The following is a 13,396-nucleotide window of genomic DNA, read 5'->3' as shown; positions in this document are numbered from 1 at the left end:
GCCATCGGCCGAGGGTGGTTCATCACCCTCGAGGGTGGTGACGGTGCCGGCAAGACGACGCAGGCGGAGCGCCTCGAGCAGTGGCTCGAGGCGCACGGCCGGCAGGTGATCCGGACACGTGAGCCCGGGGGCACGCCGCTCGGTCAGCGCATCCGCGAGATCGTCCTGCACGAGCGCGGCCACGTCGCCCCCCGGGCCGAGGCGCTCCTCTACGCCGCCGACCGCGCGCACCACGTCGAGACGGTGGTCCGTCCGGCGCTGGCCCGGGGTGCGGTCGTGCTCCAGGACCGGTACATCGACTCCTCGGTGGCCTACCAGGGCGTCGCCCGCGGCCTCGGTGCCGAGCAGATCCGGACGGTCTCGGACTGGGCTGCCGACGGAGTGACGCCGGACCTCACCGTGCTGCTCGACCTCGACGTGACCGTCGGCCGGGCCCGGGTCGCCGCCGCGCGCGGTGACGTCTTCGACCGGCTCGAGTCCGAGGCGGCGACGTTCCACGAGACCGTGCGGCAGGCGTTCCTCGCCATGGCCCGCGCCGAACCGGACCGTTTCCTCGTCGTGGACGCTGCCGAACCGGCGGACGCGGTGCAGGAGCGGGTCCGGGTAGCCGTGTCGAACCTCCTCGGGATCGACTGATGTCCGTGAGCGTCTCGAGGTCGGTGGCTGCTGCGAGGATCACCCCGTGAGCGTGTGGGAAGGCCTGACCGGGCAAGAGGAGTCGGTGGCCGCGCTGCGGAGTGCCGCCGAGTCGGTCGACGGCACCGGTGGCATGACGCACTCGTGGCTCATCACCGGGCCGCCCGGCTCCGGTCGGTCGAACGTCGCCGCCGCCTTCGCCGCGGCGCTCGTCGGCAGCGGCCCGGACGACGACCACACGCTGCGGCTCATCACGGCCGGCACGCACCCGGACGTCGCCCGCCTCGCCACCCAGCGGGTCATCATCACGATCGACGAGATCCGGCAACTGGTCACCTCGTCGCACTTCTCACCCTCGGTCGGGCGCTACCGCGTGATGATCGTCGAGGACGCCGACCGGATGACGGAGCGCACCTCGAACCTGCTCCTCAAGGCGCTCGAGGAACCGCCGGAGCGCACCGTGTGGATCCTCTGCGCCCCGAGCGAGGCCGACCTGTTGCCGACGATCCGGTCACGGGTCCGCTCCGTGCGACTGCGGGTGCCCGGCATCGAGTCCGTCGCCGACCTCATCGTCGCTCGCACCGGTGTCGACCGGGTCCTCGCCACCGATGCTGCCCGACAGGCGCAGAGCCACATCGGCATGGCGCAACGCCTCGCCACGAGCGAGGACGCGCGGGAGCGCCGTCGGCGCACCCTGACCACCGTGCTCGGGATCCGCAGCGTCGGCGACGCCGTGAACGCCGCCGCGGCGCTCCTCGCCGTCGCCGACGAGGACGCCAAGGCGATCACGCTCGAGCGAGACGCAGAGGAACGCGACGCTGCGCTGCGGTCGCTCGGCGTGCAGCCGGGCGGGACCGTGCCGCCGGCGCTCCGCTCCCAGCTGCGTGCGCTCGAAGAGGACCAGAAACGCCGGGCGACCCGGAGCCTCCGCGACGGGTTGGACCGCATCCTCGTCGACGTCTCGTCGCTCTACCGAGACCTGCTGCTCCTCGGTCTCGGAGCGCCGGCGGAACCGGTCAACCTGGCGATCCGCCACGAGCTCGAGCGAGCGCTGCCCTCCGTACCGCCGGCGGCCGCGCTCGAGGTGCTCGACGCCATCGCCACCGCACGGCAGCGGATCGGGGCGAACGTCGCGGCCCTCCTGGCCCTCGAAGCGCTGCTCGTGACGGTCGCCCGCGCCGTCCGCTGACCTGCCGCCGCGCGGGCCTCCCGGCGGGCAGTCCGCACGACCTCTCATGCCGTCCGTGGCGGTGCACGTGCGAGGATCGTGCCCATGACCGACGCCGAACCGGGCCTCCGTGAGCGGAAGCGCCGCGCCACCCGACTCGCGATCCAGCAGGCGGCCCTGCGCATCGCGATCGAGCACGGCTTGCAGGCGGTGACGGTCGACGAGGTCTCCCGTCGGGCGGACGTGTCACCGCGGACGTTCTTCAACTACTTCCCGAGCAAGGAGCAGGCGATCCTCGGGGACGACCCGACCCTGCCGCAGGGGGAGGAGGTCGAGGCGTTCGTCGCCGGCGGCCCCTCCGGCGACCTGCTCCCCGACCTCGGCGTCCTCCTCGTGCACTCTGCGCGGGAACTCATCGAGGAGCGTGGGCTGATCGAGGAGCGCCAGCAGGTCCTCCGCGCGAACCCCGAGCTCTTCAGCCAGCGGATGGCGTCGATGAAGGAGTTCCAGTCAGGCATCCAGGTCGTCGTCGAACGTCGCCTGCGACGCGGCGCGGGACTGGTCGACGGCGACGGGACCGCCGACCTCGACACCGACACCGACACCGACACCGACACCGACGCCGTGCTCCGGCGCCGTGCGCGGCTCGCGTCGCTCGTGGGCCTGGCCGCGCTCCGGCATGCATGGTGGGAGTGGTCTGAGTCGGACGCCGACGTGCACCTCGTCGACGAGCTCGCCCGCTCCTTCGACGACCTCGCCGCGCTCGTTTCGCGCTCGCTCGTCTGATCCTGTACAGTTGTCTCTCGTGCCGCTCCGGCTAGCCGGAGCGCCCGCCGCCTTAGCTCAGTCGGTAGAGCGATTCACTCGTAATGAATAGGTCATCAGTTCGATTCTGATAGGCGGCTCGGCGAAAAGCCCCGGTCAAAGACTCCTTCCCGAGTCCCCGTCCGGGGCTTTTTCTCGTTGTGGTGCACACTGCAGTACACACAAGCGCTTGATGCCGCCCACGCCCAACGTACGGCGCTTGAAGACCCGGGCGGGCTGCGCCTGCTGCCGTCTTACGACCCTCAGCACAGTTGCGCCTAAGGCTCCCTTAGATCCCCTGCCTCGGACCAAAGCCACTCGACCCCCAGTAAAGGGGCTGCCTGCGCCCATTTTCTGACCGTAGGCTCAGCCGGTCCACAGCAACAACAAGGGGAACCGATGACTGACTACCAGACCGCTCCTGCTGCACCGATCGCAGCGCCGAAGCGCTCGAACCCGCTCGGGCTCACGGCCCTGATCATTGGCATCGTGGCCATCATCGGCTGCGCCATCCCGTTCGTGAACTTCGTCTCAATCTTCCTCGGCCTCGTTGCCGTGGTCCTCGGCATCGTCGGGCTCGTACAGAAGAACCGCACCCGTGGGCTCGCGATCGCTGGCACCATCCTCGGCGCGATCGCTCTGATCGTCGGCATCGTGACCGCGAGCGTCTACGCAGCCGCGTTCAACAGCGTCTCCGACGCCCTTGAGACGTCTGCCCCCGCATCGACCGACCAGGCGGCGTCAAGCGATGAGGCGTCAGCACCGACCGAGGAAACGTCGGATGCTGCAGCAGCACCTGCAGAGGGCGGCCGGACCGTACACTACGAGGTCACCAGCGATGGGGCCACGCTCGGCAGCGTCACCTACCTCACGATCAACGACGGACAGGCCTCACAGCAGCAGGACAACGCCACAGCAGCACCGTGGACGAAGGACGTCGAGATCAAGGACGAGGGACTGTTCAGCTCAAGCGTCTTCTCCCTCGTCGCGCAGGCTGGTGACGGCGCTACGACGATCACCTGCAAGATCACCGCGGACGGGAAGACCATCCAGGAGTCCACCTCGACGGGGCCCTACGCCGTCGCGACGTGCTCCGGCACGGCGAAGTAGGCGCGTCGTGAAACGACTGCGTTACGGGTCCCTCGATGTGCGAGTGAACGACCGTGTCATGGAACTGCTCGAGCTCACCTTCGACAGCTTGGACGTCGGTCAAACTCGGTTCACGGTCGAGTTGCCTGCCTACTTCCCCGGCGAAGAGGCAAGCACGGTTGTGACCGCCCGACTTCTACCGATGGTCCCGTGGTCGTTCTTCCCGGACGACAGGACCGAACCGAGCGAGGACCCTGCGGGCACCGACCTCGCGATCAGGCAGCTCGACGCCTACCTGCAGGCACGGCTTCGCGAGAACCAGGCGGTCCAGGACCACCTCGCGAATCGCGGGTATTTCGCCTCCTAAGCACGCGCGCGAACACCCCCCCTGGCTGACGCAGGCTGAGGGGGTGTTCTTGCGACGGGTGGCAGAAGGCGTGCTGTCGGAAGCTTGCGGCAGGATCACCGCATGGCTGAGCACCAGTGGGCACCACCCGAGCACCCCGACGTTACCCTGCACCAGCCCATCGGCTTCGACCCGGAGCTCGCCGGCAGCCTGACGCCCATTGACCCTCCTCAACCGGTGTGGGCAGACATCGCGTTCGAGCAGATCCCCGGCCCCCTGCACCTGAAGTGCTTCGCAATCGCCAGCAGCGACGTCGCCGTCCTCGTGCAGACCGCGTGGCAGGGACGCCTGCAGGAGGTCCTCGTCGACCGCGACTACGTCACCCGCCGCGTCCTCGACCCGAACGCCCGCTGATGGCCCGCAGACGACGCGAGAGGTGGTCGACCGGGCCAGCGCTGTCCCTTCCGGAAGCTGCTTACGGCGGGCCCGTCTTCGACTTGCCCACGCCGGACCCGGTGTACGCGTGGTTGCAGTTCCCCGACCGCATCCTCGAGGTCGAGGCGCACGTCATCGCGTGGACCGACCGGGCTGTGCTCGTCGAGTGGGGATTTGGTCAGGCCACCGAGAGCGCGTGGGTGTGGCGAGACGCAGTGCGGCCGCTGAGCGGGCCCCTGAGTTAGGACGCAAGCCCTGGAACTGGCGCGTTGTCCTTGGAAGCAGGCAAGATCGGCTGGTCGTCAGTCGGGCCTTCATCCCGCTTCACGGTGGCCGCGACGTAGGAGAGCGCCACGGGAATCCAGAAGTAGCGGTTGTAGAACGACGGGCCCGTCATTGCGAAGACAAGCGCTGTGAGGAACACCGCGTTTGCCTGCATCTGGAACAGCGGCACCGGGCGCCGAACGAACAGTCGGCGCCACGGGCCAGTTACCGCGATCAAGAGCGCGAGACACAACAGAGCTCCGCCTTGGTAGAAGGCAGCGAGGAAGATGTTGTGAACCTGCAGGTCGCCGATGACGACGCCCGATTGACCGTCGATGCCCGCGCCGAAGATTGGGTTGTGGAGGATTCCGTCGACTCCTATTCGCATGGTGTCCAAGCGAGTTGCCGAAGTGTTGAGGCTCGCGTCGCGAGCTGACAGACCGAGGGTCTGTTGGATCCTCTCCATGGGCGTCAGAGCAACCCCGGTGCCTTGCTGCACGTTCAGGGCAACAACGAGCGCAGCAGAAGCTAGGGCCGCCAGGAAGACAGCAAGCCCTGGCCGGATGCTCCCACGGAGGATCAGGTAGATGACGCCGATGCCGGCGGCGAGAATGCCGCTGACACTGCCTGACAGCACTAGCCCAACCAAGGCCAGACCCACGCAAAGGAGCGACAGGGTTCGAATCCGACGCGAGTTCCCTCGGCGAAGCCCCACGATCGCGAAGATCAGACCGACACTCGCAATTGCGCCGGTGTCGCTAACCGATTGAGCGAAACCGGAGAAACGGCCAGCGTTCGTTACCGTTCCGCCGGGGATGATCCCTGGCCCGAAACGGTACTGCAGGAGCGTGCCCGCTGAGCACACAGCTGCGCCAGCTGCCCACCAACCACTCGCGACCATCAGTCGTGCTCGATCAGGCAGCAGGTTGCGTGCCTGCCAAGGCAGGACGCATACCAGGTAGAGGAGCCGCGCCAAGGTCACGAACACTTCCGGCTGGTCCACGGACCGGTAGGCGCTGAGCAGGCCCGCCATCACAATCCCGAACGCGACGACTGGGAGTGCGATGCCGATTGGCTTGACGCGTCGGCCGGCTTCGAGGCACATCAGTAAGGCACTGCCGACGATGAGGAAGTCGCCGACGGTGAAGGGACCGAGGCGAAGGGCGAGGAGCGAGGAAGCGAAGAGGCCCACGTAGAAGAGCCGCCGCGACATGCGGGTGAGGAACCCGTCGCTTCCGTCCATGCTCGCCCCAATCATGAGCACACTCTAACGACAGCCCGAGATACGACGGCACGCGGGTACGGCCAAGACGGGGCCCACGAGCTTGATGAGGTGCAGTCGAGAGTTCATCGGCGCGGAGGACGTGTCATGAGGGTCCCTTAGTATCAGCACCATGGGGAACGGATTCGTCGCCTGGTTCGCGCGGTCGTACAAGGGCATCATCGTCGTGCTCGTCGCCATCATGGCGATCATGATGGTCGTGCTCGCCACGCAGCACGTCAACGACTCGAAGCCAGCAGCAGGCGCGGAAGCCTCACCCGTCCCAACGCTTACTTCTGCCCCGCACCAGCTCGGCGACAAGGTCGCGTTCATCGGAGACTCCTACACGGGCGGCACTGGAGCAACGGACAAGAGCAAGGCGTTCCCCCAGGTGCTCGCCGACAAGGAAGGTTGGCGCTTCACCATCGTCGCTTGCGGCGGCGGCGGCTACGTCAACCCTGGCAACTGCGGCTCCGCCTACCAGGACCACCTCGCAGAAGCGCTCGACGCGAAGCCCAGCATCGTCATCATCAGTGGCGGCCGGAACGACACAACGTTCCCCGCAGAGCAAGTGCGAGCCAACGCCGCTACCACGCTGCAGCGCGTCAAGGACGCCCTCCCGGACGCGAAGATCTACGTGACGTCTCCGGTCTGGGACGACGACGCCCCGAGCACGAAGCTCGCAGGCGTGCAGGACGCTGTGAAGTCGGCCGCTGAGGCCGCCGACGTCGACTACCTCGACATCGGTGAACCGTTGCATGGGCACCCCGAACTGCTCAGCGCGGACAGCGTGCACCCAAACGACGACGGGCACGCCGCGATCGCGACTGCCATTGCGGAGGCGCTGCCCGCGTCCTGAGCAGGAAACGACGGAAGACCCCCTCGAGATCCCGAAGGAACCCGAGGGGGTCTGCTCATGCCGGTGCCGGTCGACCACCGAGAGTCGGCCAGGCGCTGTCGTCGTGCGGCCGCCGGACTGACTTCGCCCGGTCGATGGCCTGCTGCTCCGCGATGGTGAAGACGATCGGAGGCTTCGTCCGCTCGACGGCGGCCGTGAGCGCGTCGACGGCCGCGGTCAGCGCGTCGTTCGATTCGGTGATGACGGCGACCGCATCACGGGACGCGTCGCGCTCACGCACGACCTCGGCGAGCTCAGCCCGGACCAGCCGAAGCTCCGCCCACACCTCCGTGATCGCCACGTCGCGAGCCGAAGCAGGACGCGGCGGGAGGCGACGCTGGATGAACAGCAGCACGGCGCCGACGGATCCGCCGCCCGCGGTGATGAGGGCGATGAGGACGGAGTCGCTCACGTGGTCTCCTTCGGCTTGGGGACCTCCTCGCGCTCCGACAGGTGCAGCGCTCGGTAGAACGGGACGACGGACACCGCCATCGGGAGGACGGCGTACGCGAGGCGTTCCCAGTCCCCGTCGGTGTGGGTGCGGACGATGATCGACACCGAGTAGGCGAACAGGCTCAGGATCAGCACGTACTCGGCGATGATTTCCACCAGCAGCACCCGCTCCGGCAGGGGGTGCCGGGACGGCAGCCGCTCTCGGTACCGCTTTGAGACCTGCACGCCGATCATCGATGCCACGGACGCGAGGATGATGATCGCCGGGATCCCGACGGACCATGCACGGCCGAGGGTGACCTCCACCGTCGTGATGCCGAACATGGCCGTCAGGACGCCGTAGAGGGCGAGGAACGCGTACTTCACCGTGAGGGTGACGTACAGCGACGGGTGCGGCTCGTACTGCACGTCCTCACCCCACGCCTTGCCGATCGCGACGCGGAGACGGCGGCTGCGCGCGTTCACGGGGCCTGCTCGTCGCGGTAGTCCGTCGTCGGGGGGCCGGGCTGCGCCGACTGTGGGCCAGGCGGAGGGGCGACCGCGTTCCTCGGGAGGAACGCGGCGAGGAACCCAGCGACGAATCCGACGACGATGCTCCCGGCCGCCGCGGCGACCTTCTCGGTGTCGACCTTCCCGTCAGCCCAGAACCCGGCGACCGAGATGCCGCCGATCGCGAGAGCGGCACCGGCGACACCGGCGGAGTACGCCTTCTTCGCCCGCGCGCCGAGCATGGCGGTGAGCTCGCGCAGCCGACCGCCGGTCTTCTGTTCGTGGTCACCCATCAGGCACCCGCCTTCATCGCTGCGACGAGCGCCGAGTAGGTGCGGCTGTCGACGTTCGCGTGGCGGACGACCCAGTTCGGGTCGGACGCCTCGCGGGGCAGGCCGAACGCCTCGAGCACGTCCTTGAGCGTGTTCTCGTCGCCGATGTCGCGTGCGTCGCCGACGATCGTCTGCAGACGCAGCGGCGGCCGCGACGCTCCGTTGTTGACCTGGTGGCGGACGAAGCCGGGGGCGAGCGCGTAGATCGCGCCGTACCCGGCGGTCCCCTTCGCGTTGTTGCGGATGGCGTACATGCGGTCTCCTACCGTGGGGTCGATCTTGACGGGGGTCTTCCCGACCGTGACGATCACGGCCGGGGGGACGGGCTTGCCGTAGGCGTTGCCCGCCGAGGTCTGGTGGCCGAGGAAGGTTCCCGTCCAGCCGAGGTAGGGACGGCCGATCTGGCGTGCTCGAGCGCTGATCGACATCAGGCCCGTGTTCCCCGTCGGCGAGTCGGTGAAGATCCCCATTGACTCGCGAGCGAACGCCGTGCGGCCGATCGACAAGCCGATGTCGCCGCACGGGTAGTTCCGGTCGCCCGCCCAGCGGGGAGAGCTGACCGGGCCGTAGTACACGGGCACTCCCGCCGGCGGCGAGTAGTCGTCGTGGTGGCGGTCGCTGGCCGGTGCGTACGTCCAGCCCTTTATCGCCCAGTCGTAGTCGCCCGCGCCGGGGCCGATCGACTGCACGGATCCGAACCACTTGAAGACGTTCGCCAGGCAAGCGCCCGCGCCGTCGGGTTGGCCGAGCTGCGCGGTCGCGCGACGGATGGCTGCGACGGAGTCGAGGATGCTCACAGCGTCAGCCCTCCTGCCTGGTCGGCGGTGCCGTTGACGGCGGGGGCGTCGGCCACGGTGAGGTGGTCGTCATCTGTCCACACGTGGGCGTCGTCGGGGATGACGACCGTCGACTCGTGTTCGGCGTCGAGCTGGTCGTAGATGGGTGTGCTCACGAGGCTCCTTGAACGACGAACGCCGCCCCGGTCGGGACGGCGTGAAACGGTGCGGGGAGTGGAAATCAGAGGAACGCGTAGTGCTCCTGCATCGCGCCGAGCACCTGACCACGCTCCGATGCGGTCAGCATGCGGTCCCACACGACGGCCTCGGCGTACTGGTTTTCGACCGCCGGGGACGTCTGGATCGAGTCGAGACCGAACGGTGTGAACGACGAGCTCGGCGTGATCGGAGCGGACGGGGTGATGACCTCGGTGCCATTCGCGTTCACGACCAGGTCGCCGGCACCCGTCAGGGGCGACGCTCCGCTGACCGCGACGATCATCACCGCCCACCCGGACGCGGTGCCCGCCACGGTGATGAACCCGCCGGACCCCGTGACACCGACCAGCTTGTTGCCGGCGCGGTAGAAGCGGATCCCGAATGCACGGCCGGCGTACCGGTTGCCCGATCCCGAGCTGGCGGCATCGATCAGGACAGCGACAGCGATCGTGCCCGGCTTCCCGAGCGGTGCCGACGTCGTGCTCACCATCGATGACGAGACCGACGTCATGCGGAGAACCCGCTGGCTCGTGTTCGTGCCGAGGATGAAGCCGGTGCCACCCGAGGGGGTGCGCAGGTCGTCGGAACCGACCAGGTCCGGCCATCGTGTGATCGTGTCGCCGACGTTGCCGACCACACGTTCGGCAGCCCACCTGTGGGAGTAGTCCTTCGGGCCGAGGCTGTACAGCGGGTCCGGTTCCCTCGGATCGGACAGGTTCGGGTTCGAAGCCTTTCCGAGCAGCATGATCCCCATCAGTTCCACCCTCTCGCCGCGTAGATCTCCGCGATCACCATGTACAGAGCCTGGTAGCCGACACTGCCGAAGTGGCCTGCATCGACCGAGCCGTCGCTGTTGTGCAGTCGGAACACCGTCGGCGTCAGCCCGTTGCTGATGTCCGCGAGATCCTGATCAGTGGGGGTGTTCCCCGTCGCCCGGATGACGTCCGCGTTGCGGAGCCGCGCAGCCGTGTCAACGTACTCCCGCGGGAACGCATCGCGCAGCGCAGCGTTCGCCTCGTCGAGCTTCGCCCGGATACCCTTCCCGGACTCCTCACCGACCCACGGCGGGATCGACAGAACCAGCGCTCGGTCGCGGCAGTTGTTCCACTCGAGGCTCCCGCGGATGTCCGCAACGATCCGCTCAGGGAAGTCGGTGCGACCGACCGTGTCGGTCTGCTTGAAGTTGTTCCGGCCGTACCAGTAGATCGGCCACATGTCCCGGTAGTCGTACCCGGTCTGTGCGGGCTCACCGTTCGGCACGACGGCGGGCATTCCTGCCTTGGTCCGCGTGAAGGTGCCAGTGAGATAGTCGGACGAGTCCGTCGCGACGAACGTGCCGGCGACGCCCGCGACGACGAGCGGCGTGCTGCCGGTGAGGTCGGAGCGGAGCCGTACCGTGAGCCGCATGGTGACGCTGCCGGAGGCGGGGATGACGCCGCCGGTGACCGTGACCCGGGTCGGCACGCCGCCGTTGCGCGCCGCGATCGCCTGCGACGTCTGACCGCCGATGCCCTGCGTCACCACGGTCCGGTTGTTCAGGAGTGCACTGAGCTGCGCGGCCGAGGACTCCGAGTTGGCGGTCAGGGAGTCCCCCCATCGCACGATCGGTGTCGTTCCCGTGCCGCCGCCGGTGCCGCCGAACTCCTCCGGGTACCAGGTGCCGTCCTTCCGGCGTCCGATCAGGATGCGGGCGGCGCCCGTGTCGTCGCGGTAGCCGAGGGCGACGTCCCAGTCCGTCTCGGGCGAGTCGGCGATGAACTCGACGGCGTTGGTGCCGAACCCCTGCCCCGGGGTGCCCTGCTCACCCTTGTTACCCTGCGGGCCACGGATGTTGGCGATGAGAGTCCAGGTCACGCTGCGCTCCACTCGTAGAGGTTTCCGGTGTTCGCCGGATCGGCCAGGTCGTTCGGGTTCGACTGAAGCCACCGCATCCCTGGCTTGGGGAACGGCGGCTCCTCCAGAGATGTCCACATCAGCGCGGGCCCGGCCGGCGCGTCGACGAGGTCCGCGAGGGAGCCCCCGCCGGATGGCACGAAGATGGGCCAGTCGAGCAGGTCGACTGCGACGAAACCGCCCGTGGCGTCCAGCCACTCGACGCGCAGCGTGTAGTACGTGCCCTCGGGCCGGAGCTGATCTGTCGGCTGCAGCTCGACGGTGAACGTACCGTTCGTTGCCGGAGTCACGACGACGGGTCGGGATGCGAGGACCGCTGTTGGGCTGACAGCGGAGCCGGACGGGCAGAACATCAGGCGTGGCGAGAGCGCCGCGAGGGACTGCATGTTAAAGTCGGTGAGCTTGCCAGTGACGGTAGCCATCGGGTTCCTTCCCGGGTCAGATGTCGGCGCCGCCGGCGCTGCCGGAGGACCGCCAGAGGCGGTTGTTCGAGTCGATGTACAGGTTCGGTGGCTGGTCCGCGAGGGGCAGCTCGCCGATGCGGATCGCACCGCTCGAGTCGACCTGGATGCCGTTCCCGCCGAAGGTCAGCTGCGCCACCCCGCCCACGCCGACGAGTGCGGCGCCGGACTGCAGGGCGACCTTCGACCCGTCGGACGTGAGCTCGCCGACGCCGAAGTCGACCTTCCCGCGGCCGCCGAACTTTCCGATCGTCATCCCGCCGACCGTGATCCGGCCGTTGTCGTCGATGTCGAGGTCTCCGGAGAGGGTGGTGTCACCGTTGATCTTGAGGCGGCCGTCGAAGTCCGCGGCTCCATCGACGTGGAAGGGACCCGTGACGGTGGTGTCACCCTTGATGGTGAGCTTCCCGGTGATGTCCGTGTCACCGTCGATCGACGCCGGCCCGGTGATGTCGAACCGGCCCGTCACGCTCGTGTCACCGGTGATGTCCGTCGCGCCGCCGAGCTTCGTTGGCCCCGTCACGTTGAGCTGCCCCCTGATGCGCAGTTCACCATCCACGACCTCAAGGCCGTCGATGGTGAGCGTGCCGGAGACCCCACCGGAACCCTCAATGAGGAACGAGTTCTCGCCGATGAACCGAGTCCGGCCACCAGACACGGCGGCGTCGGACAGCGGCGTGCGCGACTCGAGATCCCGGACGCGTCGCTTCAGGTCCTCGAGCTCGCGGTTCCCGCTCAGGTTGTCGAGGCGGCCCATGCTGTCCTCCCCGTCACTGCGTCTGCAGCTGCAGCTTGATCGTGTTGGTCAGGTCACCGGAGAACCCGACTACCCGATGCGTGCCCCACCCGTCGGGCAGCCAGTCGTCGTCCCGCGTGTACGTCCGGGCCGTCTGCCCCAACCGCAGGTTCCGCACACCCGGAGAGCCGTCGGCCTGCATGCTGAACGAGTACTGCCGGGTCGCCTTCTGGAACGTGCGTCGCGCCTCGTTCGCGTTGCCCTGCAGCACCGCCCGGTTGCGCTCCTGCGAGTACTGAATGATCCGCTCGAGCGCGATGTCGTCGCCGGCGAGGAGCCCGGACGACGTCGCAACCTTCAGGTCTCGGTCCTGACCGTTGCCGACGGCGTAAAAGATGTTGCCCTGCGCGTTACCGTCCTCAACGAACTCGAAGTCGGTCAGCGTCGGCGCCGCAGCGGCGAGGCTCCACTCGAGGGTGTTCCCGGTCAGGTCCCCGACCCGGGACGTCCACTGCAGCGTGTTGTCCTCCGACCACGACGGCTCGAAGTCGATGTCCGGACCGCCCTCGGCGTCCTGGATGGCGGTGAGCTCCGACTCCACGATCGGCAGGTTGAAGTCGTGGTAGCTGCGGTCCTGCGTCCCGGCCATGCCGCGCGGCGGGAGGATCAGCGGCAGCTGCCAGTTGTCGGTCGGTCCCACCATCAGCACCCACAGCAGCTGCCCGGCGATCGACGCGAGCGTCTGGTCCTTGTGCTCGAACTTCCCGTCCTCGAAACCGCTGTACCCGTTCAGACCGAACGTGGTGCGGTACTTGAACACCTCACGCATCTCGACGGTGCTCAGGGTGACCTTGTCGCCCTTCCGCGACTTCCCGGAAATGAGGCCGGCGTACACCGGCTTGTCGTCCCAGCACTGCACGAGCGTCCTCGCCCACGTGCGGGTGAGGTCCAGCCGCGACGTCCGCCGGGCTGCGAGGGTGCCGCCGATCCCGAGACTCGAGGAGACGAACTCGTGCGTGCCGCTGCCGACGCCGTTCATGCGGCGAGAGAACGACCCCGACGCCGGTTCCACCTTGACGAGCTTCTTCCCCGTCTGCGTCGCGCAGATCCAGTGCGTCCACATGGCCGAACCTCCG

At 68.2% G+C, this 13,396-nt stretch carries 19 protein-coding genes and 1 tRNA gene; 9 read left to right on the top strand and 11 right to left on the bottom strand.

All coding sequences use genetic code 11. From position 1 onward, the window contains the following. Positions 1–3 precede the first annotated feature (3 nt). The 8 genes from tmk to DEJ18_RS10285 all read left to right on the top strand — a co-directional run bounded on the left by tmk (position 4) and on the right by DEJ18_RS10285 (position 4,723). A complete protein-coding gene (tmk, locus tag DEJ18_RS10320; RefSeq protein ID WP_111211044.1) occupies positions 4–636 on the top strand; it encodes a dTMP kinase in 633 nt (210 codons plus the stop codon). A gap of 46 nt (positions 637–682) precedes the next feature. Then, positions 683–1,825 (top strand): DNA polymerase III subunit delta', encoded by a 1,143-nt coding sequence (locus DEJ18_RS10315; RefSeq protein WP_111210903.1) that lies wholly within the window; start codon positions 683–685, stop codon positions 1,823–1,825. Positions 1,826–1,909: 84 nt separating this feature from the next. After that, positions 1,910–2,590: a TetR/AcrR family transcriptional regulator gene (locus DEJ18_RS10310; RefSeq protein ID WP_111210904.1), complete on the top strand. Its 681-nt coding sequence runs from the start codon at positions 1,910–1,912 to the stop codon at positions 2,588–2,590. A gap of 46 nt (positions 2,591–2,636) precedes the next feature. Beyond that, positions 2,637–2,709, top strand: a tRNA-Thr gene (locus DEJ18_RS10305). A 298-nt stretch (positions 2,710–3,007) separates the two neighbouring features. After that, entirely contained in the window at positions 3,008–3,718 is a 711-nt protein-coding gene (locus DEJ18_RS10300; protein ID WP_111210905.1) for an MmpS family transport accessory protein, read from the top strand. Positions 3,719–3,776: 58 nt separating this feature from the next. Beyond that, a complete protein-coding gene (locus DEJ18_RS10295; RefSeq protein ID WP_111210906.1) occupies positions 3,777–4,064 on the top strand; it encodes a hypothetical protein in 288 nt (95 codons plus the stop codon). Positions 4,065–4,166: 102 nt separating this feature from the next. Then, positions 4,167–4,457, top strand: coding sequence for a hypothetical protein (locus tag DEJ18_RS10290; RefSeq protein ID WP_111210907.1), 291 nt, complete (start codon positions 4,167–4,169; stop codon positions 4,455–4,457). Positions 4,458–4,540: 83 nt separating this feature from the next. Further along, positions 4,541–4,723 (top strand): hypothetical protein, encoded by a 183-nt coding sequence (locus tag DEJ18_RS10285; RefSeq protein ID WP_146241591.1) that lies wholly within the window; start codon positions 4,541–4,543, stop codon positions 4,721–4,723. Here the strand turns inward: DEJ18_RS10285 and DEJ18_RS10280 are convergent. Next, on the bottom strand, positions 4,720–6,000 hold the full coding sequence (locus tag DEJ18_RS10280; RefSeq protein ID WP_146241592.1) for an O-antigen ligase family protein: 1,281 nt from the start codon (positions 5,998–6,000) through the stop codon (positions 4,720–4,722). The two genes, DEJ18_RS10285 and DEJ18_RS10280, sit on opposite strands and share 4 nt — an antisense overlap. A 136-nt stretch (positions 6,001–6,136) precedes the next feature. Here DEJ18_RS10280 and DEJ18_RS10275 point away from each other — a divergent pair, with 136 nt between their 5' ends. Then, positions 6,137–6,862 (top strand): SGNH/GDSL hydrolase family protein, encoded by a 726-nt coding sequence (locus tag DEJ18_RS10275; RefSeq protein ID WP_111210910.1) that lies wholly within the window; start codon positions 6,137–6,139, stop codon positions 6,860–6,862. Positions 6,863–6,917: 55 nt separating this feature from the next. Here the strand turns inward: DEJ18_RS10275 and DEJ18_RS10270 are convergent, their stop codons facing one another. From DEJ18_RS10270 to DEJ18_RS10225, 10 genes are all read right to left on the bottom strand, one after another. Next, positions 6,918–7,313, bottom strand: coding sequence for a hypothetical protein (locus DEJ18_RS10270; protein WP_111210911.1), 396 nt, complete (start codon positions 7,311–7,313; stop codon positions 6,918–6,920). Continuing rightward, a complete protein-coding gene (locus DEJ18_RS10265) occupies positions 7,310–7,819 on the bottom strand; it encodes a hypothetical protein (protein WP_111210912.1) in 510 nt (169 codons plus the stop codon). The genes DEJ18_RS10270 and DEJ18_RS10265 overlap by 4 nt, the downstream gene beginning before the upstream one ends. Beyond that, positions 7,816–8,136, bottom strand: coding sequence for a hypothetical protein (locus tag DEJ18_RS10260; protein WP_111210913.1), 321 nt, complete (start codon positions 8,134–8,136; stop codon positions 7,816–7,818). The genes DEJ18_RS10265 and DEJ18_RS10260 overlap by 4 nt, the downstream gene beginning before the upstream one ends. After that, entirely contained in the window at positions 8,136–8,972 is an 837-nt protein-coding gene (locus DEJ18_RS10255) for a hypothetical protein (protein ID WP_111210914.1), read from the bottom strand. The genes DEJ18_RS10260 and DEJ18_RS10255 overlap by 1 nt, the downstream gene beginning before the upstream one ends. Further along, on the bottom strand, positions 8,969–9,127 hold the full coding sequence (locus tag DEJ18_RS10250; RefSeq protein WP_181434228.1) for a hypothetical protein: 159 nt from the start codon (positions 9,125–9,127) through the stop codon (positions 8,969–8,971). Before DEJ18_RS10250 ends, DEJ18_RS10255 begins: the two co-directional genes overlap by 4 nt. A gap of 65 nt (positions 9,128–9,192) precedes the next feature. Further along, the gene (locus DEJ18_RS10245) at positions 9,193–9,924 is read right to left on the bottom strand and encodes a hypothetical protein (protein WP_111210915.1); all 732 of its coding nucleotides are present in this window, start codon (positions 9,922–9,924) and stop codon (positions 9,193–9,195) included. Beyond that, positions 9,924–11,024: a hypothetical protein gene (locus DEJ18_RS10240; RefSeq protein WP_146241593.1), complete on the bottom strand. Its 1,101-nt coding sequence runs from the start codon at positions 11,022–11,024 to the stop codon at positions 9,924–9,926. Before DEJ18_RS10240 ends, DEJ18_RS10245 begins: the two co-directional genes overlap by 1 nt. Further along, positions 11,021–11,449 carry a hypothetical protein gene (locus DEJ18_RS10235; RefSeq protein ID WP_146241594.1) on the bottom strand — a complete coding sequence of 143 codons (429 nt, stop codon included), beginning with the start codon at positions 11,447–11,449 and terminating at the stop codon, positions 11,021–11,023. The genes DEJ18_RS10240 and DEJ18_RS10235 overlap by 4 nt, the downstream gene beginning before the upstream one ends. A 52-nt stretch (positions 11,450–11,501) precedes the next feature. Then, positions 11,502–12,281 (bottom strand): hypothetical protein, encoded by a 780-nt coding sequence (locus tag DEJ18_RS10230; RefSeq protein WP_111210918.1) that lies wholly within the window; start codon positions 12,279–12,281, stop codon positions 11,502–11,504. Positions 12,282–12,294: 13 nt separating this feature from the next. Continuing rightward, positions 12,295–13,383 (bottom strand): hypothetical protein, encoded by a 1,089-nt coding sequence (locus tag DEJ18_RS10225; RefSeq protein ID WP_111210919.1) that lies wholly within the window; start codon positions 13,381–13,383, stop codon positions 12,295–12,297. Positions 13,384–13,396 lie beyond the last annotated feature (13 nt).

It is taken from the genome of Curtobacterium sp. MCSS17_015 (assembly GCF_003234265.2).
Lineage (GTDB): Bacteria > Actinomycetota > Actinomycetes > Actinomycetales > Microbacteriaceae > Curtobacterium.
This window is presented reverse-complemented; position numbering and strand designations above follow the sequence as displayed.

Bases quoted from the DNA above. Each gene is read 5' to 3' on its own strand.
- DEJ18_RS10310 (WP_111210904.1), top strand. From the start codon at position 1,910: ATGACCGACGCCGAACCGGGCCTCCGTGAGCGGAAGCGCCGCGCCACC.
- DEJ18_RS10300 (WP_111210905.1), top strand. From the start codon at position 3,008: ATGACTGACTACCAGACCGCTCCTGCTGCACCGATCGCAGCGCCGAAG.
- DEJ18_RS10295 (WP_111210906.1), top strand. From the start codon at position 3,777: ATGGAACTGCTCGAGCTCACCTTCGACAGCTTGGACGTCGGTCAAACT.
- DEJ18_RS10290 (WP_111210907.1), top strand. From the start codon at position 4,167: ATGGCTGAGCACCAGTGGGCACCACCCGAGCACCCCGACGTTACCCTG.
- DEJ18_RS10280 (WP_146241592.1), bottom strand. From the start codon at position 6,000: ATGATTGGGGCGAGCATGGACGGAAGCGACGGGTTCCTCACCCGCATG.
- DEJ18_RS10275 (WP_111210910.1), top strand. From the start codon at position 6,137: ATGGGGAACGGATTCGTCGCCTGGTTCGCGCGGTCGTACAAGGGCATC.
- DEJ18_RS10260 (WP_111210913.1), bottom strand. From the start codon at position 8,136: ATGGGTGACCACGAACAGAAGACCGGCGGTCGGCTGCGCGAGCTCACC.
- DEJ18_RS10245 (WP_111210915.1), bottom strand. From the start codon at position 9,924: ATGGGGATCATGCTGCTCGGAAAGGCTTCGAACCCGAACCTGTCCGAT.
- DEJ18_RS10235 (WP_146241594.1), bottom strand. From the start codon at position 11,449: ATGCAGTCCCTCGCGGCGCTCTCGCCACGCCTGATGTTCTGCCCGTCC.
- DEJ18_RS10230 (WP_111210918.1), bottom strand. From the start codon at position 12,281: ATGGGCCGCCTCGACAACCTGAGCGGGAACCGCGAGCTCGAGGACCTG.
- DEJ18_RS10225 (WP_111210919.1), bottom strand. From the start codon at position 13,383: ATGTGGACGCACTGGATCTGCGCGACGCAGACGGGGAAGAAGCTCGTC.